Genomic DNA, 21851 nt, shown 5'->3' with positions numbered 1-21851 from the left:
GAACCAATTTTTACGTTTTTACACAGCCTGGGTCGTTAGCTGTTCACAGTTTGCGGGCAGTCACCACTGCATCTATTGATTTTGGATAGCTTGGAATCAGGCATTTCATTTGCAATTAATTCGAGCACGCCACAATGAAATGCGAGCCGACGCCGATAAATGCAAGCACATTTGCAGTTAATGTGAGCCCGAGCGGCTTTTCATTTGCAATTAATTTGAGCCGAAATGTGCGTAAAACGCGAGCATGACCGGTTTGAAACGCGAGCCGTTACAACTAGGGAATAATGACAATGCTACCATCTGGTATTGCTGCAGGAACGGCAATCGGCGTAGAGGTATTTGTCGTACTGAACGGGCTGATTAGGTTTCCGTTGGTCTTGATTCCTGCATTGATCGAAGCGCCCAAACCTTTCGCTACCTGGTACGCGAGATCGCTCCGAGTGGGCGTGTAGTACACATATCCCTTGCCCGCATTCATGTAATTCATCAAACGCGAATTGCGATTGAACCATGTGGGTAAGTTCAAAGACGCATCCGCCACCGTCCCTGAAATTCCTTGGTTCGCTCGGGAATAGGAAACCACATAGTTCCTATACAGCATCATGTTTCCGGCAATTGCTGTCGCTTCGGTGCGTGCTTGATTTTGATTAGTTAATATATCTGTCTTGGTAACAATACCGCCGAGGAAGATGGTCATGCATGCAATGAGAGCGAAGAAGTACATGGCTGCTATTTCCTGGCGTCTTGGACGCTCAAAGTACGCATCGTTCTATTCGCTTTGAAGTCCAGGGTAGGAACAGCATTCGCCAATTGGCCAATAACATCGAGGAACGTACCATTCAACGTCGCGTCGCTGATTTGGAATGCGGTTGTGGAACTCCAGACCGGAAGGTCCCATTTTGCAATTTTCGCCCACGCTTGCACATTGTCATGCAAAGTTTTTTTGCCGTCCAAAATCCATGCGCGCGGCAGGTCGACCAGGATGAGCGGCGGTGCGGGGTCGGTCATGACAGCTTCACGCGCAGAGGCCGGGATCTGGTCCTGCATCTTCAATATCTCCGCAAGCATATTTACCGCATCTTCTGGCTTAATTAATTTGTTCTGAGACATAGAAATAATTTTTTGCGCGAGAGTGAGTTTCATGCGGTCGTCTATCAATCCGCTGCTCTTGGTCGAATCGGTAGGTTTTGGTGTGCTCGGGGTTGCGCTGATCGATGCTGTCGGCGCCACGTAAGAGGTCTTCAAATAGCGGGGAGCGGTGGTGGCATAGGACGGCGCCGAAATTCTTGCTTGTATGAGGGTGACGACGGCGGTATTGGCGCTAGGATCGCTTGGAGCAAGCGTTTCTATTTCATTCGTAACGACAATTTTTGAGGCTGGAATGCCATTCGTTGAAAGCCAGTTCTTGATAGCTTGCCCGCGCAATTTTTGGATATTTGCGTTGCTGTTGGCGGTACGGTAGGTCACGATTTTAATTTCATCCGACGCCTTCATTTCATCGACATTTTCCTTCAACACTCTTGTCCCGCCGAAGTTGATCCAGGAGTGGGATGGTACAAAGGTCACGTCGAAACTGATGTCGGCCGCTTTTTCAATTTGCCTCGGTATGGGTGCCGGCGCTACCGCTGTAATGTGTGGCGCGTCTTCATCTACGGTGAACGCAGCTTGCGCAGAAGTCGACAGTACTGCAGTGATGGCGATCGCTAAAAATGTGCGTTTCATATTGGGTTCCTGTATCGAGATACGCCGGCCATTTCCGACGTTGGAAATGCTGCGAAAAAAACAAAAATAACTTCTTGCCTCTGATATTATAATAGCATTATACTTTGAAAAAGTCATAGCATTATTGACGTTGGAATGCTGTTTAGGGATCAAGAAAGGGGTGATGTATGGGTAACGCGGCTGCTTCGGATGCGCCACCAAATAATGCAGCGACCATGCGCGATGAAGGCATAGAGCGCCTGAAGGACGGTTTGCGACGTGATCTTGGACCAATCATTTGTGCCGCGTTAGACGATCCCAAAGTTGCTGAAATTATGGTGAACTCCGATGGCACCGTATGGATCGATCGGTTCGGTTCTGCCGTGATTCGGTCGGACTACGCTGTGCGCCCGTCACAGGCCATGAAGGTTATGACCTCCGTTGCGGCCTTGTTAAAAAAAGTGGTCAACGCGGAAAATGCCTTCCTTGAAGGAGTATTGCCGCTCGATGGTAGCCGCTTCTCAGGTTCCATCCCGCCACTTTCCCCTGCGCCTAGTTTCAATATCCGCAAGAAGGCGATCGCAGTATTCACGCTGGAAGACTATCTCGAAAAAGGCACGTTGACGACTGAGCAAATGGCATGTTTACATCGCGCCATCCAAGACCGGAAAAACATAATGGTTGTCGGCGGTACCGGCTCGGGGAAGACGACGTTTCTGAATGCGATGCTAGATTCAGTCGCCAAAAAAACACCCGCCGATCGGATTATGTTGATCCAGGACACCGATGAAATTCAGTGTAACGCGGCAAATTACGAAGCATTGATGACGGTGCCAAAGGTCTACGACATGGAAGACTTGCTGCGCCATACAATGCGGCGCAGTCCCGGTCGAATCATTGTTGGCGAGGTCCGAGGGCCGGAAGCGCACGCCTTGGTAAAGGCATGGAATACCGGTCATCCTGGTGGATTGGGCACCATTCATGCCGATTCCGCCGTGGAGGGATTGACGCGGATTGAGGATCTGATTGAAGAGAATCCAAATAGAAGAGCAAAGCCGTGGAACATCGCCCAGGCGGTCAACGTATTGGTTTATATCGAGAAGGAGGAAACCGGGCAGCGAAGACGCATGGTTAAAAATGTGTTGCGGGTAAAGGGGTATGACAAGGTGGCGCAAAAATACGAAGTTGAAACGCTTTAACTAATTTTTTTAACTCATAGGGAATAAAACGATGAAACGCTTATTTAAAAAACCAAAAATGTCTGCTACTCAATTTTGGGTGGGTGTCTGGTGCATGGTTTATGGTGGCTTGGCACTCGCGCAAACGGCTGGCGGATCGATGCCGTGGGATGGTCCGCTGTGTGGCTTTGCTAATGCCTTGCGCGGTCCTGCTGCGCTGGCAATCTCAACGGTGGCATTTTTTGCGGCCGGCGCTTCCTTCCTGTGGGGTGAAGAGATCGCGGGTATGTCTAAAAAGCTGGTCACTATTGTGATGGGCGTCACGGTTTTGATCGGCGGTGCCGGCCTGGTGGGTTGGATTGCGGCCAAAATGGGCGCTGCCGGCGCTGCCTGCTAATCGATCAGGAAATGATTTATGAGTGCTAACCATCGGAATGAATTGACGAAGGTAGCGATTCATCAATCACTCGTTCGCCCAATGTTGTTTATGGGCGGCGAGCGCACTCTGGTGATCGTGAGCATGATGTTCGCGGGTTACATGGGCTACATGCTGACCATGCGGTACGGTATCTGGTGGGGTGTGCCTGTTGGCGGTAGTTTGTGGCTCGTGATGATCTATATGCTGCGCCGTATGGCTTTGGCGGATTCGCAAATGTGGGAAGTGTTGCAGCGTGCGAAAAAATACAAGGCTTTCTATCCTGCGCGTGGCCGATTTGACGCGTCATTGCCAGCGATAAAAGATTTTAAAAAATGATGTCGGTATAGGCAGGGAGGCCGTGATGGGATTTTGGGTTGTAATAAGTTGCTGCATTTTTGGCTTGGTGCTTTTTTCCCTCTGGTCCGGGAAGTCGGGTATGCAAATCGAATACCGCGACAGCGCGCAGGGCTTTGCTGACTTGCTACGGTATTCGAGTCCGGTGGCTGACGGCGTAATGTTGGGCAAGGGGGGGGAGCTGATCGCCGGCTTTTATTATCGCGGGACCGACACCGAATCCGCTACCAATCCAGAATTGGAAACGGTTGCCGCCAGGCTTAATGCCGCGATGGCGCGCTTCGGCTCCGGTTGGATGATCCACGTCGATGCGATCAGGTCTTCCGCGATTGGCTATCCCGAAGAAGGTGATTTTTCTTTTCCTGTTGCGCGATTGATGGATGCGGAACGTCGAGAGCAATATAACCAAGAGGGTGGACATCACGAAAGTCTGTATGCGATCGTGTTCACCTATCTGCCGCCCTCACGCTTTGAAAGCAAAGCGAAGGCGATGATGTACGACGAGAGCGACGACGTATCCGTGGCGACGCGCACAGTCCACGACGATGTTTTGATGAAATTCGAGCGGGCTATTGCCGAAGCGTTTGCACAGCTTCGCTCTGTCTTTGAAGACATTTCGCGTATGCGTTGCCATGATCGGATAAATGAAGTGGACGGCTCAAAGGTTGTGGTTGATGATCTGATGGGCTATTTGCATTACTGTGCCACTGGCATCATGCAAAACATCGTGGTGCCTAAGCCTGGGATTTACGCCGATTCGATTATTGGCAGTCAGGATTTTACGGGCGGGAACAATCCAAAAATTGGCAAGAAAAATATTCGTATTGTGACTATCGAAGGGTTTCCTTCGGCCAGTGTGCCGGGAATTTTAGGGGCACTGAATATGCTTCCGATTTCGTACCGCTGGTCCTCTCGGTTCATTTTTCTTGAGGCTCAAGAAGGGCGCAATATTTCGGATCGGCTGAGAAAACGGTGGAAGCAAAAAGTGCGTGGCGTCAAAGACCAGATGATGAATACAAACACTGGCTCAGTTGATGAGGATGCACTGGAAATGATGGTGGATGCGCAGTCGGCAATGTCGGCCGCGCAATCGGGCTTGGTGAAATTCGGTCATTACACAAGCGTTGTGGTGCTTATGGATGAAGATCGCACGGTTCTGGATGAAAGCGTGGTCGAGTGCCTAACGCTGATCCGAAATTTGGGATTTGTCACAAGGCTGGAAGACGTCAACTCGATCGAAGCTTATTTGGGTAGTTTGCCTGGACATGGTTATGAAAATGTCCGAAAGCCAATGATCCACTCGCTGAATTTGACCCATCTGATACCGACTACCGCTGCATGGCCTGGACCGAAACGCAATCAATGCCCGTTCTATCCCAAGAACAGTCCTCCGTTGTTTTATGCCGCTACCACAGGCAATGCACCATTCCGCGTGTCTCTCCATGTGGGCGATGTCGGTCACACGTTAATTCTCGGGCCGACAGGCGCCGGCAAATCAACCTTGTTGGAATTTATGGAAGCGCAACATTTGCGCTACAAGAACGCGAAGCTGTTTAAATTTGAAAAGGGCTATTCGTCATTCGTGCTTTGCAATGCGCTTGGCGGAACCTATTACGACATCGGCGGCGAGCATCAGCAATATGCGTTTTGCCCCCTGGCGCGCGTGCATAATGCCAGCGAGCGGATTTGGGCGGAGGGGTACATTGAAGTTCTGCTGGAGCTGCAGGGCTTCAAGGTCACGTCTGCACATAGAATCATGATCCGCGATGCGATGAATTTGTTGGCGTCAACAGAAGCCGATCGCAGGACGATGACGGATTTTGTCGCGACGTTGCAAGACGAAAAAATGCAACAGGCACTACAGTTTTATACCCTTGACGGCGGCAATCAGATTTTGGACGCTCGCTCAGATAGCATGCACTTTGACCGCGTTTCGGTATTCGAAATGGAACACTTGATGAATATGGGCGAAATGCACGTCGTCCCAATTCTTCTATATTTGTTCCGATGCGTCGAGCGTCAGTTGGACGGTTCTCCTGTCATGTTGGTGCTTGATGAGGCGTGGTTAATGCTGTCACACAAGCTATTCCAAGAGAAAATCAGAGAGTGGCTAAAGGTGATGCGAAAGGCCAACTGCGCAGTCGTGTTTGCAACGCAGTCCATTTCCGACGTTGGAAATAGCCCGATTCGTGATGTCATTTACCAGAGCTGCCTGACCAAAATATTATTGCCGAATGCAGAGGCAAGAATTAACGAATCCTGCAATGAGCAATACCGATTGATCGGTATGAATGAGCGACAGATTGACATGCTTGCCTATGCGACGCCGAAACAGGACTATTACTATCTATCTTCCCTCGGGCGGCGGATGTTCCGGCTGGGATTGGGGCCGGTGTGTATGTCGTTCGTGGGGGCTTCAGGAAAGGAAGATGTTGCTATGGCGCGGCACTTGATGGAGACGCATGGCAAATCGTGGCCTGCGGAATGGCTCAGGATCAATGCGAGAAAGCCGTGGGGTAGGGGGCTGGAGCGCTGGGCTACGGTGCTTGATTACGAACTCCGCGAGGCCGCTTAAAGCGGCGTCGCGGTTCAGTTCATTTTCGTTTGAACAGTGCAATAAAAAACACATGGAATATAGCAATATTGCGATATTATGCTATAATAAAGGCATATATAATGAAACTGAAAGGGAGGGCAAAATGACAATTTTTCTAGTGCTAATCGTGGCAATCCTGGCCCCGCTGCTGAAGCGTTTTGCTAAATATGCAGCGTTCGCTCTGGTCTTTCCGCTGGCATTGCTTGGCTTCGGCTTCAAAGCATTGTTCTCTCCCTCCCATCAAAAAGCGCACTAAGCGGCCATGAGCAAAATTATCCGTTTTATTCTTGTGGCGGTTCTGCTTTCGGGCAGTTCGGCTACATTTGCTCAATTATCCCTTTCAACGTATTCAGCGAATTCGACGATTCAAGTAGGGAATTTGAAAACGTTCTGCCAAGGCCCCGAAAGGCCGTCATTGCAAGTTGAAATCAACATTAATGATGAGGACAAAGGGCTTCCAGGGATTCTCTATATAGGGACCATCAATGGTGACAAGACGAAAGCGTATTTTCTGAGCGCGGCCGGCTGGGTTGCCGTTGGCAGCGGCATGATCCCGGCATATTCGGTCGTTCGAGAGGGGTTGCAAAACGCTAGGCTTCAAATCGACCTGAGCACCGTGCCGGATTTGATGACAGATACCCAAAATATTTATGTTGGCTATGGCGCTTTGTCCGTGGCAGCGGAACGTTCTGTTCAGGCGTCTATTACTGCCCTTGAAAAAGCAAAAGAGAAATTGCCTGGCCGGACGGTGAAAACTGTAGATCCGGACATGCACCGATTGGCGCTGATCCAAGAGGACCTGACAAAAAAAGCGAAATATCAGTTCGTTCTCAGCTCGTCAAATTTTCCCGTATGTCCGGGAAGTGGAAATTAAGGGGTAGATATGAAACGTTTATTGGTAATGGTTGCTACGGCTTTTTGCTTTTCTAATGCGATGGCAGGAGCGATTATCGGGGCGACAGAGATAACGCAGATTCTGAATAATTTTCAGTTGGCGGCAAGTTACGCCGAGCAGGCCCAGCAAACTGCGACCCAAATTCAGCAATATCAAGCGATGCTTCAAAACTTGAAGCAAATGACCCCGAGTAATTTACTCGATCAATCCGCGCAAAAATTATTTACCGATCAGAACATGATGCAGACCTTCAAGAATTTGCAAAATGTTGTGATTGCAGGTCAACAGACCAGCTATTCGCTGGCGAACATTGATTCGCGCTTCAAGCAGGCCTATCCAGGTTACGGCGGTGGCGCCGACTTTTCGAAGTCGTATAAAGATTGGTCGGGCAATACGCTCGGGTCCGTAAAGAATGCGTTGTCTTTGATAACTGCGCATTCGGAAAATTTTTCGAGCGAAGAAGGCATGGTTAACGAATTAAAGAACAAATCGCAGACCGCACAAGGGCAGTTGGAAGTGACGCAGGCCGGCAACCAGGTCAGTCTTGCGATGGTGGGCCAAATGCAGCAGTTGAGGCAGCTTCAGATGGCGCAAGCGCGCGTTCAGGCTGATTATGTCGCCGGGCAACAGAGTAAGACGGATCATCAGCAAGAGGGGTATGACAAAATCTTTGGCGGCTTGACCTCGACACGGCTTAAGTCACAGTAATTGCGGTTGGGCTAGGTGGACGGCTATCTTCCAAATTGAAAAAGAGTATCTTTATGCAATCAATTCTCTATGCTGGCGTTGGAAGTTTTCGTAAGCACTACAGGGCGTTTTTGCCATTATTTATTCTGGTTGTGTTGGGAAGCGCCTCGATTGAATCATTGGCCCAAGCAAGTACTACTTTCAACGTGTTAAATCCCGTCCGAGATAGCTACGCGCAGTTTCAGAATACTTGGTACACCTCAATCAGAGCGACGGCAGAGCGGCTCTTTTGGATTTTGGTGTCGGTTGATTTCGCCTGGTCCGGTGTAATTTATGTGCTCGAAAAAAATGATATTGCCGAAATTGTCATCAGCAACGTCAAGAAAATACTCACGATTGGATTTTTTTACAGCCTCCTGAAATTTTCAAATACATGGATTCCGGCAATCATCGATTCTTTCACGAAGATCGGACAGACTGCCGGCAATGTTTCAGCCTCCACTGCTTCGCCGGATGGCCTCGCTGGAACCGGGTTCGAACTTGCGATGGCTGCGTTTAAGGCGATTCATGACTTGGGCATGCTGGATTCGCTCGCAGTAATCTTTCCGGTGACAATGGTTGCGATCATCATTCTTTTATCATTTTTGTTTGTCGCCGCACAACTTTTGGTAACGCAAATCGAAAGCTTCCTGGCGATTGGCGCAGGCGTGATTCTGCTTGGTTTTGGCGGGTCTCGATGGACAACCGACTTTGCGACAAAATATCTGCAATACGCGGTAGGTACCGGCATCAAATTAATGTTGCTGTACCTCGTCGTGGGCGTTGGACAAACCATTACTCAGCAGCTTTATATTGATCCGAATCAATTGATCGATTCGTGTTTGAAATGTATGGGTGTTGCACTGGTATTTGGTTATCTTGCGATTCAGATCCCGGCAATGGCGTCGGCGATGATGTCTGGCAGCCCAAGTATGACAGCAGGGGCATTGGCCGGGGCCGCACTAACAATGGGTGCTGCAGCTGCCGGTGCTGGCGGCGCGGCAGTTGCCGGTGGCAAAGCGGCGCAAGGTGGCGCTGGTGGTGCTATGGCCGGTGCAGCAGGGCTTTCCAAAGCACTGGGAGCCGGCATGAGTTCTGCGATGGATGTCGGAAAAACTGGCATGGCAGGCGCAATGCATGCGGCTGGCCAGGTCGCAAATGAGGCCGTTGGCATGGCGAAGGGCGGAATCGGTGATGCTATTGCCGGTGGCTCAAAGAGTTTCGGTGAGAAGGTCGCTGGTTCGACGGGCGGCAAAATCGCCGCGAACATAGAGGCTGGACGCGGCGGACAGATGGGAAATGCGCCTGGCCCAGCAAATGGCAGTGGGCCGGCTTCACCGCCGAACAGCGGCCCTGGTCCTGGTGCTCCGGCGTCGAGTGCTACGGCGTCGGAGGCTGGTGGTGGCGGCATCCCCGGTTCTGAGCCGGTTGTGTCCAGCGCCCTTGGCGGCACCGCAGGACCATCGGGGGACGCTTCTTCTGCGTCGATCGACAATGGGGCAGCAAAATCTAATGATCGTGCCCCGAATCCTATACAAAGCGACCGTGATCCAATGCACAGGAAAATTCGCGAGCTGGACGGATTTATTCCGTCAGACGCGGCGGGGGCCGCAGGTATCAACATCGACCTAAAACACACAGCAGACTGAAATAAATAAAGCATAGGAGTTTATAGTGTTGAGTCGCAAACATAAATTGAAGAGCGTAGAAGATGTCGCTGCTGGATCGCAGCCCGACAAAATGCCTAATCCGTATCTTGAAAATCGTCGTGACACAGACGATCGCTATATGAATTTGGCGGTAAGTCGTCAGAACTGGATTCGCGCCTTTCAAATTGCATCAGGGCTGCTTGCGATATCCATTTCTTTTAATGGCTACTACATGACGCAAAGCAAATTTATTCCGTACATTGTCGAGGTCGACAAGATCGGCCATATCGTGAATGTAGGGGTTGCCGACAAGAGCAATCCGATCGATAAGAAGCGAATTATTCGCGCGGCTGTTATGGAGTGGGTTGAAAATTCAAGGGTCGTCATGAGCGATCAATTGGCGTTCAAGAAGACGATTGAAACCGTATATGCCCACGTACTGAATGAAGGCAAGGCAAAAAAACAGTTGGATGCGTACTACAAAGACAGAAAAGTCTTTGACTTGGCGGCGACACGAACCATTGTGGCGGAAGTGACATTGGCATTGCCAACCGCCGGCAATACATGGCAAATCGAATGGACCGAGACAACTCGCAACCAGTCGGGTGACATTATCCTAACCGAGCGCTGGAAGGGCGTCATTACGTATGACTTCGTGCCGATGGATTCTGAACAGTCGCTTCGCGCTAACCCAGCCGGCATCTACGTTACTGATTTCTCCTGGTCGAAACAAATTTAAACAGCATGGCAACTGGCTTATTAGGGAATGTGATGAATAAAAATTTAGGGGCGTTATTTGCTGCATTGCTGGTAAGTGTCCCGGCCTTGGCCGGCTCAACAAAGTACCTGACTGCTCAAGATGCGGCGGTGGCACAAGCGCGCAAATGGCAGCAAACCGGTGTGGCCAAACCGATCATGAGTGACGATGGGAAAATTCTTTTCCCGTATGGCCAATACCTTCCAACCATCACATGCGCGCCCCTGCGTGCGTGCGATATCGAATTGGAAGCAGGAGAAATTGTCACAGGCAAGCCGCTTGCCGGCGATGCCGTGCGTTGGAAGGTGACGCATGCTGAATCGGGGCGCGGTGACAAGAAAGTTACGCATGTGGTGATCAAACCGACCGACGCCCACCTCGACACCAATCTAATTATCACAACGGATCGCCGAACATATCATCTGCGCATGTTATCGACGGCCAATGAGACCGATTATTTGAATCGCGTCGGATTCTACTATCCGGAAGACATTGCTGATGAGTGGGACACATCTGCGAAAGTCGCCGAAAAGGAGGCGAAAGAAAAAGAGCGCCTTGTTGTGTCGGATCTGCCAGCATCGTCAATCGATAAACTCGATTTTGAATATTCATTTGAAGCGGATAAATCTGCAATCAAACCAGTTCGCGCTTTCAACGACGGCACACGGGTATTCATTCAAATGCCAGAAGAAATGCGATCGGCGGAAGCACCGATATTGCTTCTCTATGACAATGCAGGAAATCCGTCAGTTGTGAATTATCGGGTCAAAGATCTGTACTACATCGTGGATAAATTATTTGACAAAGCGGTTCTCATTGCCGGCGCTGATAAGTCGCAAACGAAGGTTGTTATTTCGCGTGGATCAGACAAGAAAAAGGGTTGGTTCTGGTGAACCGATAGGCACACAACATGGCAAACAATCCTGCATTTGATACGTCTGATACCGTGGTTATGAAGGGCCAGGTCACAGGCGTTACTCGCATTTCCAAGAAAATGAAAATCCTGTTTTTCATCCTCGGGACCGTTTTCTTGGTGTTTTTACTCTTTACGATTTTTACACTCGACAGCTCCAACGATTCGTCCACAAGCGACAAGGCCGCTGCCGCCGATCTAGAAGCGGAAAAGGCGAAGAAGGGCATGGAGCCGGCGAAGGCTGACGTGGTGACAAAAGGCGTAGGGAACGGGAATGCGGCGATTGGATTCAACTCGCCAGCTTTTCCGTTGAATGACGGAGTAGTCCTGCCAACGAAAAATGCCGATGCCTCCGCATCCCCTGGTGGAGCCGGGACCTCTGGCTTGGGAGCCGGAATGGTGCTGCCGCTCGGTTCGTCTGCGAAGACCATTAATACACCAAACGCGCCGTCTGTCGTGGTACCGGCGCCCACATCCACAACGGTGCAGGCAGTGGCCGCTGTTTCTCCTGCAGCGATGGCAGCAGCGCGAGCTGCGGATCTGCGCGATCAGCAAAAGGCTCAAGCGATCGCGGGGGAAATAGAAGTAGGATCTGGTTTCGCATCCGGTGGCGCACAAGGGGGCGCCGCTGCGAACAATCCTTTCCTGGCCAGTCTGTCGGGGGCCGGCGCCGGGGCAAGTCCTGGGTTTCCTGCCCCACGTATGCAGGAACAGGACGACCAAAATAAGCAGGGTCGAAAAGAAGCGTTCTTGCGCGAGGCCGAAGCAAAGAGCGGTCAATATTATTTGAAGGAAGCGAAACAAGCGCCGGTATCGAAGTATGAAATCAAGATGGGATGGAAGATCCCCGCCTTCCTAATAGACGGTATTAATTCTGATCTTCCAGGGCAGGTGTGTGCTCAGGTGCGTGAAAACGTCTATGACACGGCGACCGGGAAGTATCTGTTGGTGCCGCAAGGGGCCAAGGTTTGCGGTTCGTATGACAGTCAGATAGCGGTCGGGCAAAACAGAATCTTGATGGTTTGGAATCGCATCATATTTTCCGATGGCAGCTCTTTGGCTCTCGACGGAATGCCGGGAGCCGATCAGGCGGGATATGCTGGATTCGACGCGGAAGTGGATAACCATTATTTCAAGGTTTTTTCGGCGGCTGCAATGCTGAGCATTATTTCTGCGGGTGTCCAGTTGTCGCAGCCGCAGCAGGCTTCAACCAACGGCGTTCCAAATACTAATCAGACCGTGGCGGCGGCACTTGGCCAACAACTCGGTCAGGTGTCGACGTCAATGATCCAGAGAGATCTGAAGATACAGCCAACGCTTACGCAAATGCCGGGCTATCGTTTCAACATCCAGATCACGCGCGATATCGTGTTTAAAGGACCGTACAAGGCATGATGATCGCTCAGTGAATGCACTCCTTTGCCTCGCTACGCGGGGCTTTTTTTTTGACAATTCATTCTCTTGCGTCCAAAAATTGCATGCTGTACTGACACCCATATAACTATGACGAGACGTACATGTTCACTGAGTGGGGGCAAATTCAATTAAAATGAGAGTATGCATACCAAACGTCGGAAAATATTAAGAGGCGCTTTATGAATACCGCTGAAGCATCCGCAAAGGTGGAGCCGGGGCTAAAATCGAAAAGTGGTGCAAAGATCGGTAGACCGAAAACCCGCCACGAGAAGCTCAAGCCCATATCGACGCGGTGCCCCGCTGCCGTGTACACTTATTTGAAGGGCATCACCCCCTTCCTGAACACTTCGCTTACAGCAATGTTTGCCGATATGTTTGACCGCTTTATGAACGAACGTCCGTGGGAAAGCGGCTTACATTGGAGAAAGCCGAAAACAGCGGTTTCGCTTGTCGGTAAGAAGGTGGGAAGCACCGGATGGATCCAACTCAATATTTCGCTGACGCCAGAGCAGGCTGATCGGGTGGAAAAAACCGCTACCATCTGTGGCGTCTCCAAAGCCTGTTTCTGCTATACAGCAATTTTTTGGTGGGTAACGTATGTCTATCCGCCTGCGACAAAGAAAATTTCTAAATAATTTCCAACGTCGGAAACCGAAAACGACCGCTCGATTGCGAAGCGGTTTTTTTCGTACAAATGACATAAATATGTGAGTTTCTCTTGCCGCTCTAATTTTTACACGATATTATGATTGCGTGATATCCAAAGGAGACCGATGTGCCGAAGGTAACAGAAGCAAAAAAACAGGTGTTGCTGCGCGTTCCAGAGCGTCTTTACGAAATATTACTGCAAAAATCGACTGAAAAAACGTTGCAGCGTGGTGCGCCGGTCACGGTCCAAACATTAATCACTGAACAACTTGAATGCTGGTTAGAGAACGAAGGGGAGGATAATGGCTAAACTGATTACGGTCGGAAACCAAAAAGGCGGCGTTGGAAAAACTACGCTTGCTTGTCATCTAGCATTTGCCGCGCATGAAGCCGGCCGATCTGTGTTGTTGGTAGACTTCGATACGCAGGGGAATGCGTCACAATTTCTCAGCCAGAACATGAAAATAACCAAGAATGCTGGTGGGTCCGAATTATTGTTCGGTGGCGAAGAGCTAATATTCGGCCAGACACCTCACAGTAATATCAAACTGTTGCATGGACATAAAAGGCTCCAGGCTCTCGATGTTCGCAACAATGAGGTTCTGGAAATGGCCATTGCAAAACGGCGTGAGATGCGTAAGCTCCCATTCGATTATGTGATCTTTGACACGCCGGCAAACTTGGGCCCCCGTTTGGCATCTCCGTTGTTTTGGTCGGATATCGCGATTCTTGCCATTAAACCTAGCTTGTCATCTATGGTGGGTCTTGAAGATATGTTCGAAACGATTGGGAATGCGAAAAAAAGAAATCCAATTCTCGATATCCGTTTTGTCATCAATATGATGAATCGCTCGTCTGGTACACAGAAAAAAGAATGCGAAGCTCTGCATCAAAAGTTTGGCAAAAATATTATTGGCGAATTCTCTTTGCGTCAGCATGTGGCGGACGCCTTAGACAATTTCAAGCCAGTATGGAACTACACGAAGGACGCCAAACTGAAACGGGAGTGGAAAGAATTTACGGCTCGCGCTTTGGCGGTGAGTGAATGAATATGGAAACCAACATGAACGCAAAAACAATCAGCACAGTCGATTTTATGAATGACCTCAGCGAGCCTGGGATGCAGGTTATGGCGATTCCGATTGACGATATCCGTCCCGATCCGGACCAGCCGCGCAAAAGCCTCGCGCCGATCGACGGTGTAGTGGATGAAGAAGATCAGCAAAAATTGGAGATGCTCGCCGCTTCCATTGCGGACGAAGGCCTGTATCAACCAATCCTGGTCAGAGAAATGCCTGATGGTGATTATCAGATCATCGCTGGCGAGCGCCGCTGGCGTGCCACCAGATTGAATCGTGAGAGAGGCGTGCCAAACTCGGACACGATTAATGCGATGGTTCGTCAGGATTTGACAGGAGCCGCGTTAGTGGTCGCGCAATTATCCGAAAACTTGCAGCGTGACGATCTCACTGATTTGGAAACTGCTGCTACTTTGAAAGTACTTTTCACCAAATTCCCGGAGCTTCAAAAGCAGCAAATAGCCAAGATACTTAAGCTTCGAAATTCGCATATTTCGCGATTGCTTGCACTTCTTGATCCGCAGTGGGCGCACGTAGTCAATTCGGGCATCATCACCTATGCGTCACTTCTGGAGCAATTTAAATCGTTGCCGGAAGATGCGCGGAACGAGTTGGTAAGCACGGCAAAGAGCGAAGAACGTCCTTTGACTTCAACCGATTTGAAAAATGCGCGCAAAAATAACCAAGACAAAGCAGACGGAAAGACTGTTCGCCCTGGCGATGACTCATGGCCCTTTATCCCGGCAACGGCAAAAGGGAAAGGGGGTCTAACCAAAGAAGTCATTACTGAAGCTGCAGCCGCGATTAAATCGCAAATGCCGGAAACGGAAAACTACCAATACCCAGGTGCTAAGGCGGGGGCTTTTAGCGGCAACGGGCTTGGGAAAACAATCATTGATTTCGGTGGCGAAGCGACGATACCGGAAGGCATGGGAGCTTTAAATCCGGCACTGAACGACAAGCGAGAAGTGAAACTGACGATGGACCAACTGGAAGTGTTGCTGAGCATGGACTCTTTCGAAACAAAGGGTCATTTTGTCAGCGCCATGTTGCCCGTGGAAGAAATTAAAAACGCTATCGGTATGATCGGCGGTGATGTGCCTGAAGATGAAAATCAGTTGGTGATTGCTCTGATTAAACGACTGAACGAACTTCAATCCTAATCGTGGAGGCCGGCGCAAATTGCGCTTGGCTAACAATGTATTATGAAATAAAAAAGACATAACATTGTCTAAATAATGGAAGGCAGTCGGGTAAAGCGATGCAAATCAATTTGGGATCAAATGCAAATGACGCAAGAAATGGACGGGATGTCCCGGTAACGTGGGACAGCCGACGCACCATCAGTTCGCATGGCCTGGTATTGGGCGACACTGGGACGGGCAAAAGCACGATGCTGCGCAAGATAATTTCACAAGCTTGCGCAACAAGCGCAGGCCGGCTCCGCGTGCATGTGATCGATCCGCATGGAGACATGGGAATCGACGGGGCGTCATCAGTTAAGTTTTCGGAATCAACGGATTATGGATTTAATCCCTTGGAAGTCAACTCGCATGCAGATTTTGGCGGGGTACGCAAACGTATTCAAAGCTTCATTTCCGCGATCAATCGGACATCACATAAGATTGGACCGAAGCAGGAAGCTGTTTTGCGAAATATCCTAGCGGATCTCTACAGTGCAAACGGTTTCAAAGCTGACGATCCGGACACCTGGCACATTGGTGCTGAATCGATTCCTTTGGGCGTAAAGCAAGGGCGGATCTACCTCGATGTCCCGTATGAGGAAAAAGACCGGGCGAAGGCTGCTGGGGCGCAATTTGATACGGATGTTAAATCCTGGTGGTGCGCAGAAGGTCAACATGCGGACGGTCTATTGCGATGGGGGCCAAAACAATTTGGTAGGCGTCAGCCCACGTTGCTCGATGCCGTGCGGTTCGCAAAAAAAAGACTCAATGCCATGTTTTTCGGTACCAATACGGCAACGATGCATTTTCTTGATGAAACAAACCGTCTTGCCAAATCCTTGCAATCCAAACAAATGTCCGCCGCGAAGCGTGGAGAGGATGTCGCAGACCAAGCAAAACTGTTGAAAGAAATTGACATTGCCAAGGGGAAACTACTAGACTCTTTCCGGGGATATGTAGGTGAGATTAGAACCGGCCGCGAGCTGGAAGACATCATCAAGTACGATAGTAGCGACGTTCTGAAATCTATTGTAGATCGCTTGGACAATTTGAATGCGATCGGTATTTTTCGGAATACCGCGCCGCCTTTCAATCCTCGCTCTTCAGTGTGGCATTACGACATCAAGGCCTTATCCAGCGACGAAAAGAAGCTGTTTGTTACGTTTCGACTGGAGGCTATCTTTGCTGCAGCAGTTCAACGCGGCGAACAATCCGACCTGGTTGAATTGATAGTGATTGATGAGGCGCATCTGTATCTAACTGACGATACCGATCACATCATTAATCGCTTGATCCGTGAAGCGCGGAAATTCGGTGTCGGCCTGCTGATGGCGTCACAAGCGCCTTCCCATTTTTCGGATGAGTTGCTGGCCGGGGTCGCGGTGCGAATAGTGCTGGGACTTGATGAATTTTACTGGCCAGTCCTGACGCGCAAATTTGGTCTTGATGAAAAATCTTTGCGTTATGTGGTCCCGAGAAAGAGGCTCATCGCACAAATGAAAAACGCGGGGGAGTTGCAGAGTCGGGTTCATTGGGTCAATTTGTAATTTCCAACGTCGGAAAGGGAGGTCAGGGGTTATAGTTGTATATAGAAAATAAAGGTTTAGAAGGCTTGATTTTTTGCAATTAGAGAGTATATTGATCGTAGGCAATACAAATTCACTGAATTAGGGAGATTGAAATGCATGGAACGGGTTGCGGGGCGATGGTGCTTTCGATAGTGTCGGATAAGAATTACGTACCTTCGCTGGAGAAGGTGATTTGCCCGGCGGTGATCGCCGCAGTATTCCAGGATGAACCGGCTCCTTTTCTGTTGAATAAGGATGGCTCGGTCGATTCATCGGTCTATCAAACATGGCTCAGTAATATCGGCGCCGAAGCAGTTCAAGCTTTCGCTGATTGCTCGGAACTTGTATCCCCAAAGGTTCGCGCGGCAATCGCTCAGCCTAATAAGGCGAAAAATTTTGCATAAGAGTTGAGCGCAATGGACGAAAAGGAATTCAAGAGCCTGGTGAGCGGTACGCGGTTATCTTCAGATAGTCGCGAAGCCGCTCGTTTGGTTTTTGTCGAAGGCATGTCGCAAATAGAAGCTGCTCAACAGATGCAGATTTCTCCGCAACGCATGAATCAGATCGCGAGTGCGGTACGCCGTGAGCAAGAAAAGAAAATTGCGATTACGGATCGTGGTGATGTGGTTAGCGTTAGCTACGCCATTGCTGTTAAAGAGGCAAGAGACCTGTATGGCGACGATCTAACTTTGAATCGTCCCAAGGATGATGGAAGAAGTGTCGGCCAGGTCGTGTCGCGGACGGATTTTCATTTGGTGCAGTTCATCGGTAAAGATGCCGTCGTAGTTCATGAACTGGCAAAGCTCGATCGCGTGCCGCCAATCGGTCGTAACGTGGTAATCGATTATTCGGCGGGTCGTGGATCAGTAGTTGACCGATCGCAAGAGAAGGTGCGTGGGGGTCATTCGCGTTGATATCAGATGGTGCAGGCTTGGGCTGGTCGGCCTGTTCTTGATGTAATCGTAGGCCAGTAATTTAACTATTTTGCTTTATTTAATGTATAGGAGATGCAAATGGCTGCGATGACTGAAAATGCTGAAACTACAGGTGCAAAGAAACAAACTCCAAGAGCGGCAAAGGGGGCGGGTGCCAATAATTTCGAGGCCGACAAAGACGGTGTGGTTGTTACGGAAGGCGCGGACCGCAAGCTGCTGGTCCAGTTCGAGTTCAATCCCGCGTTGGTCGCCATGATGCGAAATATCGAGGGCGCCAATTACGATCGCAATATTGGTCGTTGGGTGGTCCCGGTCGAGAAAAAAGTAGAGCTGCTTGTGGCGCTGCCTGAAATGCGTAAAGAGGTGGTGCAAGACGGCGTTGCACGCTCTGAAATCGATAAGGCCGCAATGGTTGCGGCCCAGGCACGCCAAAAAGAAAACGGTACGGTCGCTTCTGTCCAGCCTCGTATCAGCGATTACGTTACCGTGGCCGACGGACATACGGGCGTTATCCTCGCCGCCAATGGCCGCTATGCGGCTCAGCTTACCGGCTTCGGCAAAGACGATGGCGCGGCGTTTGTGACAGTGCACAAACTGTCCTCGCTGAGTGAACGGGTGTTTAAAGGCGATCGCGTCTTCATTGACTACAACGAGGGTTCGCAAAAAGGACGGGTGACGCACGTCAAGACGAAAGAAGAGCGGACCGAGGAATTTGAAAAGAACCTCGGCAAAAATGTCGACGGGGTACGCGTTGTTGAGCAGGACGGAAAATTTACCGTCGAATTCGACTACAACCCGGCGCTGACTGAACGCATTCAACGGCTCGATGGTGCCGATTTCGACAAGACGGCCAAAGTTTGGAACATCGGCGCCGACAAGAAAGATTTTTTGGTGCGTGCGATCAGCGACATGCGACTGGAAGTCCTTGCCGATCAAAACGACCGTGCCGCAATGGAAGTCGTGGCGCAGGAAAAAATCGATGGCGTCAAGATCAAGGACGCATTTACCAAGGACGGCACTTTCCATTCCGGTCAAGTGCTTGCCAAAAACAGCCGCTACGTGTTGCAGCACACCGGCAAAGAATACGTTGCAATTCATCGTGCATCGGCGTTCAACTTTGCGCCGGAAGTCGGTACCAATGTGCGCATCGAGTACCAGGACCGCAAAGCGAAAGTGGCAGACCGGGGGTTATCCAAAAGTCAGGGCGCAGAACGCTGATTGACCGTGACAGTGGCGCTTTGATAGCGTCACTGTACTTTAATAAATTCATACATAAAGAAAAGCCAAAATGAAACAAATTCATGAAATGACATTTCCAGAATTCTCGAACGCGATCCAGGCTTCCGGGGGAATGAACCGCTGGCCACAATTGGGCGCGGCCAATGAGGTTGTGTCGTACTCGGTTTTCATGAATGGCGAAATTGCCGACGCATTGCCGGAAATCGCGCGCACGCATGAATTTAGAGACGTGACGATTCATGCGCTGACTGAAAAAATCGGCTTGAATCCAGAGTCGTTCCGGGACAACGTGAAGGTGGCCGAACTGGTGTCAGTGCGACATGCGTACATGTCCAGCGTACTTGAAGCGTCGATGCTTTATGTGCTGGAGCCGGCTATTCAGGACGAATACGCGCTTGTGTCGAATGGCTTTTCTCACCCATTGATTCAGGAACAGATACAAGAGCAAAAACGCTTTGGTGAGCTGCTCAGGCCTGTATTGTCGGATGCGCAGAAGATCTTGGGTAAAGAAGCGCGGGAACAAGCTGCAGCCGGCGTGTCGCGTGGCGAGGTCATTTCACAAAATTCCGAATTTACTGTGCAAGACATCGGTGACGGCCGCATCGTGGCCCACGAGAACCGGCGTCTAGCTGCGGTACCCGCCGTAGGGTCAGAAGTTACCGTTGCGTATTACCGTGGCAAGGGACAGGTAATAAGCGATATGAAGGACGTGGCGATCGGCAAAGTCTATGTCGAAGCAAAGAGCGGCGACCTGGCCGTAAATCTGGCCAACGTCGATGGGGATATCAAGCACGTTGTGATGTTCGGCAGCATGGCGATGGTGTCCGAGTTCGCCAGCGAACACGGACTCGGTAAAGATTTTGTGCGTGAGGCAATGGATGTTCGAACGGCGTCACCAAAGATATCGCCAAATCAGTCGAAACGGGAAATTGCGGGGGAGCCGTACATCGATCCACTCACTGACAGCCTGGCCTTGGACTACCGCGAGAACGGCATCAAGTTCACCGTCGTATTCGGTAGCGCAAAAGAATTTGAGGCGAATGCGCACCAATTCGGCGCCTCCGAAGAGATTATTTCGATTGCGTATCAAATGGAAAGTCTCGCGCATCCTGGGATGCAAAGCCAGGATCAAAAATCGCATGCGGATGCCGTCGCCATCGTGAAAGGTCGATTTTCGACCGTGGACGTGGCGAACGTGGATTCGGGCAGGTACGCGGGAATGATTGTCGCAACAACCGCGTTGCACGTAGTTCAGGATACCGGTCGGTCAAGCGCCATCATTCACGACAAGCGGAACCTGGACAAAATCCCGCTTGCCGGCGAGAAGGTGGCCCTCTCTTACAAAAGCGGCAGGGCGGAGGTGAACGTGCGGGAAGTTTCAAAAGACCGGGATCTGGGGCGGAACTAATCACAAGTCAAAGACTGAGGGAGTACGACATGAAGGATGTAAAGCGAAATAAGCAGCCTGAAAATGCGGTCGACGCGACCGCACCTGTCGGTGCGCCGGGGTCGGTTGTACGGGTTGTTGCTGGACGCATTTCGGCCTTTGGCCTGGCCGATAGTGCAGGCGAAGAATTTTACGTTGAGATCAAGAGTCAAGACGGGACAACAATCAAAGGCCGTGATCCGCGTAAGTCTTCTATTCCGTTTTTCGAAAAACTGAAGCTCGACGTGGGCGATGCGATTGAAATGCGATTGGCAGCAACCGGTGAAATTGAATCGTTGGACCTTGTTCGCCTTCCGCTCGCACATGGCATCACGTCAGAGAGTGCGGAACGCGAAGAAGACCAGATTAACAGTTTTCGTCGCGTGGAACCGGACGTAAACGATCCGATCAACACCATTCGCCCAGTTGCATTACCAGACCATGAAAGTGACGCGCTGGATACCGTCAAGGGGGTCGCTGCGCAGGAAGAAAAACCGCTTGCAACACTGCTGAAAGGCCGATTTACGCGTGATGCGGCCGGCATCTATCGACGCGTCGGAGAAACGCGCGAAGCTCTCGCCGATGAAGGCCAGGTGATTCGTTTCATCGACAAGCAGATGGACGCGTTCGAGGCCGGTGTAGAGCTTGCGAAGAGCAAGGGCTGGAAAGCGATTGAAGTGACAGGGACAGAGAAGTTCCGCGCCGAAGCTTGGTTCCATGCGAAAGCGGCGGGACTCGATGTGATTGGCTACGAGCCGAACGAGCAGGATTTTAAGCGTCTTAAATCGCAAGGCAAATCGATTACCCCTCACGCGGAAGTCTTGGCCCCGTCAAAAGAAATGGTCGATTCACAACAAGAAGCGTTTGACATCGCCATGAAAAAAGGCCTCGGGGTGGTCGGAACGAATAAGGCGAATGGCCGTTACGCCGGCAAGATCATTCATGAAACGTCGCATCATTTGCTGCAAGAAACCGGTAAGGGTACTGTTGCCGTCCATGACAAGCGGGACCTGGACCCGGAACACGCGACAATTTTGAAAGCGTCAAAATCGCTGAAGGTGCATTACAACAAAGGCCATGCATCGGTAGCGTCGATGGATAAATCGCGTGCCACGATCGGTCGGTAGATAAATAGTTGGCAGTAGTAGCTGCTGACTCACTCAGGGGAA

23 protein-coding genes are annotated in these 21851 nt (G+C 50.5%); 21 read left to right on the top strand and 2 right to left on the bottom strand.

Going from position 1 to position 21851, the window contains the following annotated elements:
• Positions 1–274: 274 nt before the first annotated feature.
• Positions 275–724 (bottom strand): type IV pilus biogenesis protein PilM, encoded by a 450-nt coding sequence (gene pilM / locus ACFOFO_RS23780; protein WP_390329713.1) that lies wholly within the window; start codon positions 722–724, stop codon positions 275–277.
• A gap of 5 nt (positions 725–729) precedes the next feature.
• Positions 730–1722 (bottom strand): hypothetical protein, encoded by a 993-nt coding sequence (locus tag ACFOFO_RS23775; protein ID WP_390329710.1) that lies wholly within the window; start codon positions 1720–1722, stop codon positions 730–732.
• 167 nt (positions 1723–1889) lie between these two features.
• On the opposite strand from ACFOFO_RS23775, the gene trbB reads away from it, so the two are divergent.
• From trbB to ACFOFO_RS23670, 21 genes are all read left to right on the top strand, one after another.
• Positions 1890–2900 (top strand): P-type conjugative transfer ATPase TrbB, encoded by a 1011-nt coding sequence (gene trbB, locus ACFOFO_RS23770; protein ID WP_390333139.1) that lies wholly within the window; start codon positions 1890–1892, stop codon positions 2898–2900.
• Positions 2901–2931: 31 nt separating this feature from the next.
• The gene (locus ACFOFO_RS23765) at positions 2932–3276 is read left to right on the top strand and encodes a TrbC/VirB2 family type IV secretion system protein (RefSeq protein ID WP_390333135.1); all 345 of its coding nucleotides are present in this window, start codon (positions 2932–2934) and stop codon (positions 3274–3276) included.
• A gap of 18 nt (positions 3277–3294) precedes the next feature.
• Entirely contained in the window at positions 3295–3633 is a 339-nt protein-coding gene (trbD, locus tag ACFOFO_RS23760) for a conjugal transfer protein TrbD (protein WP_390329703.1), read from the top strand.
• Between the two features lie 100 nt (positions 3634–3733).
• Positions 3734–6226 carry a VirB4 family type IV secretion/conjugal transfer ATPase gene (locus ACFOFO_RS23755; protein ID WP_390333132.1) on the top strand — a complete coding sequence of 831 codons (2493 nt, stop codon included), beginning with the start codon at positions 3734–3736 and terminating at the stop codon, positions 6224–6226.
• A gap of 124 nt (positions 6227–6350) precedes the next feature.
• Positions 6351–6503, top strand: coding sequence for a hypothetical protein (locus tag ACFOFO_RS23750; protein WP_390329698.1), 153 nt, complete (start codon positions 6351–6353; stop codon positions 6501–6503).
• A gap of 6 nt (positions 6504–6509) precedes the next feature.
• On the top strand, positions 6510–7121 hold the full coding sequence (locus ACFOFO_RS23745; protein ID WP_390333131.1) for a hypothetical protein: 612 nt from the start codon (positions 6510–6512) through the stop codon (positions 7119–7121).
• A 9-nt stretch (positions 7122–7130) separates the two neighbouring features.
• Positions 7131–7850, top strand: coding sequence for a P-type conjugative transfer protein TrbJ (trbJ, locus tag ACFOFO_RS23740; protein ID WP_390329695.1), 720 nt, complete (start codon positions 7131–7133; stop codon positions 7848–7850).
• 35 nt (positions 7851–7885) lie between these two features.
• Complete coding sequence (gene trbL, locus ACFOFO_RS23735) at positions 7886–9517, top strand: P-type conjugative transfer protein TrbL (protein ID WP_390333129.1); 1632 nt, start codon at positions 7886–7888, stop codon at positions 9515–9517.
• Between the two features lie 25 nt (positions 9518–9542).
• Positions 9543–10256, top strand: coding sequence for a VirB8/TrbF family protein (locus ACFOFO_RS23730; protein ID WP_390333127.1), 714 nt, complete (start codon positions 9543–9545; stop codon positions 10254–10256).
• Between the two features lie 32 nt (positions 10257–10288).
• Positions 10289–11167 carry a P-type conjugative transfer protein TrbG gene (trbG, locus tag ACFOFO_RS23725; RefSeq protein ID WP_390333125.1) on the top strand — a complete coding sequence of 293 codons (879 nt, stop codon included), beginning with the start codon at positions 10289–10291 and terminating at the stop codon, positions 11165–11167.
• Positions 11168–11184: 17 nt separating this feature from the next.
• Positions 11185–12582 carry a TraB/TrbI/VirB10 family type IV secretion system protein gene (locus ACFOFO_RS23720; RefSeq protein ID WP_390333123.1) on the top strand — a complete coding sequence of 466 codons (1398 nt, stop codon included), beginning with the start codon at positions 11185–11187 and terminating at the stop codon, positions 12580–12582.
• A gap of 200 nt (positions 12583–12782) precedes the next feature.
• Positions 12783–13238, top strand: coding sequence for a hypothetical protein (locus ACFOFO_RS23715; RefSeq protein ID WP_390329682.1), 456 nt, complete (start codon positions 12783–12785; stop codon positions 13236–13238).
• A gap of 140 nt (positions 13239–13378) precedes the next feature.
• Positions 13379–13561, top strand: a complete 183-nt coding sequence (locus ACFOFO_RS23710) for a hypothetical protein (RefSeq protein WP_390329680.1) — start codon at positions 13379–13381, stop codon at positions 13559–13561.
• A complete protein-coding gene (locus ACFOFO_RS23705) occupies positions 13554–14300 on the top strand; it encodes a ParA family protein (RefSeq protein ID WP_390329679.1) in 747 nt (248 codons plus the stop codon). Before ACFOFO_RS23710 ends, ACFOFO_RS23705 begins: the two co-directional genes overlap by 8 nt.
• Before the next feature lie 14 nt (positions 14301–14314).
• Positions 14315–15493: a ParB/RepB/Spo0J family partition protein gene (locus ACFOFO_RS23700; RefSeq protein ID WP_390333122.1), complete on the top strand. Its 1179-nt coding sequence runs from the start codon at positions 14315–14317 to the stop codon at positions 15491–15493.
• A gap of 98 nt (positions 15494–15591) precedes the next feature.
• Entirely contained in the window at positions 15592–17061 is a 1470-nt protein-coding gene (locus tag ACFOFO_RS23695) for a DUF5710 domain-containing protein (protein WP_390333119.1), read from the top strand.
• Between the two features lie 134 nt (positions 17062–17195).
• Positions 17196–17486 carry a hypothetical protein gene (locus tag ACFOFO_RS23690; protein WP_390333117.1) on the top strand — a complete coding sequence of 97 codons (291 nt, stop codon included), beginning with the start codon at positions 17196–17198 and terminating at the stop codon, positions 17484–17486.
• 12 nt (positions 17487–17498) lie between these two features.
• Positions 17499–17996, top strand: coding sequence for a KfrB domain-containing protein (locus ACFOFO_RS23685; RefSeq protein WP_390329667.1), 498 nt, complete (start codon positions 17499–17501; stop codon positions 17994–17996).
• Positions 17997–18095: 99 nt separating this feature from the next.
• Positions 18096–19235, top strand: a complete 1140-nt coding sequence (locus tag ACFOFO_RS23680) for a KfrB domain-containing protein (protein ID WP_390333115.1) — start codon at positions 18096–18098, stop codon at positions 19233–19235.
• Positions 19236–19305: 70 nt separating this feature from the next.
• Positions 19306–20664, top strand: coding sequence for a KfrB domain-containing protein (locus ACFOFO_RS23675; protein WP_390333113.1), 1359 nt, complete (start codon positions 19306–19308; stop codon positions 20662–20664).
• Positions 20665–20693: 29 nt separating this feature from the next.
• Entirely contained in the window at positions 20694–21809 is a 1116-nt protein-coding gene (locus ACFOFO_RS23670; RefSeq protein ID WP_390329658.1) for an LPD7 domain-containing protein, read from the top strand.
• Positions 21810–21851 lie beyond the last annotated feature (42 nt).

It is taken from the genome of Pseudundibacterium arcticum (assembly GCF_042646465.1).
Taxonomy (GTDB): domain Bacteria; phylum Pseudomonadota; class Gammaproteobacteria; order Burkholderiales; family Burkholderiaceae_D; genus Undibacterium_A; species Undibacterium_A arcticum.
This window is presented reverse-complemented; position numbering and strand designations above follow the sequence as displayed.

Coding starts and splice junctions, on each gene's coding strand:
- pilM (WP_390329713.1), bottom strand. CDS start 724: ATGTACTTCTTCGCTCTCATTGCATGCATGACCATCTTCCTCGGCGGT.
- ACFOFO_RS23775 (WP_390329710.1), bottom strand. CDS start 1,722: ATGAAACGCACATTTTTAGCGATCGCCATCACTGCAGTACTGTCGACT.
- trbB (WP_390333139.1), top strand. CDS start 1,890: ATGGGTAACGCGGCTGCTTCGGATGCGCCACCAAATAATGCAGCGACC.
- ACFOFO_RS23765 (WP_390333135.1), top strand. CDS start 2,932: ATGAAACGCTTATTTAAAAAACCAAAAATGTCTGCTACTCAATTTTGG.
- trbD (WP_390329703.1), top strand. CDS start 3,295: ATGAGTGCTAACCATCGGAATGAATTGACGAAGGTAGCGATTCATCAA.
- ACFOFO_RS23755 (WP_390333132.1), top strand. CDS start 3,734: ATGCAAATCGAATACCGCGACAGCGCGCAGGGCTTTGCTGACTTGCTA.
- ACFOFO_RS23750 (WP_390329698.1), top strand. CDS start 6,351: ATGACAATTTTTCTAGTGCTAATCGTGGCAATCCTGGCCCCGCTGCTG.
- ACFOFO_RS23745 (WP_390333131.1), top strand. CDS start 6,510: ATGAGCAAAATTATCCGTTTTATTCTTGTGGCGGTTCTGCTTTCGGGC.
- trbJ (WP_390329695.1), top strand. CDS start 7,131: ATGAAACGTTTATTGGTAATGGTTGCTACGGCTTTTTGCTTTTCTAAT.
- trbG (WP_390333125.1), top strand. CDS start 10,289: ATGAATAAAAATTTAGGGGCGTTATTTGCTGCATTGCTGGTAAGTGTC.
- ACFOFO_RS23720 (WP_390333123.1), top strand. CDS start 11,185: ATGGCAAACAATCCTGCATTTGATACGTCTGATACCGTGGTTATGAAG.
- ACFOFO_RS23715 (WP_390329682.1), top strand. CDS start 12,783: ATGAATACCGCTGAAGCATCCGCAAAGGTGGAGCCGGGGCTAAAATCG.
- ACFOFO_RS23705 (WP_390329679.1), top strand. CDS start 13,554: ATGGCTAAACTGATTACGGTCGGAAACCAAAAAGGCGGCGTTGGAAAA.
- ACFOFO_RS23700 (WP_390333122.1), top strand. CDS start 14,315: ATGAACGCAAAAACAATCAGCACAGTCGATTTTATGAATGACCTCAGC.
- ACFOFO_RS23695 (WP_390333119.1), top strand. CDS start 15,592: ATGCAAATCAATTTGGGATCAAATGCAAATGACGCAAGAAATGGACGG.
- ACFOFO_RS23690 (WP_390333117.1), top strand. CDS start 17,196: ATGCATGGAACGGGTTGCGGGGCGATGGTGCTTTCGATAGTGTCGGAT.
- ACFOFO_RS23685 (WP_390329667.1), top strand. CDS start 17,499: ATGGACGAAAAGGAATTCAAGAGCCTGGTGAGCGGTACGCGGTTATCT.
- ACFOFO_RS23680 (WP_390333115.1), top strand. CDS start 18,096: ATGGCTGCGATGACTGAAAATGCTGAAACTACAGGTGCAAAGAAACAA.
- ACFOFO_RS23675 (WP_390333113.1), top strand. CDS start 19,306: ATGAAACAAATTCATGAAATGACATTTCCAGAATTCTCGAACGCGATC.
- ACFOFO_RS23670 (WP_390329658.1), top strand. CDS start 20,694: ATGAAGGATGTAAAGCGAAATAAGCAGCCTGAAAATGCGGTCGACGCG.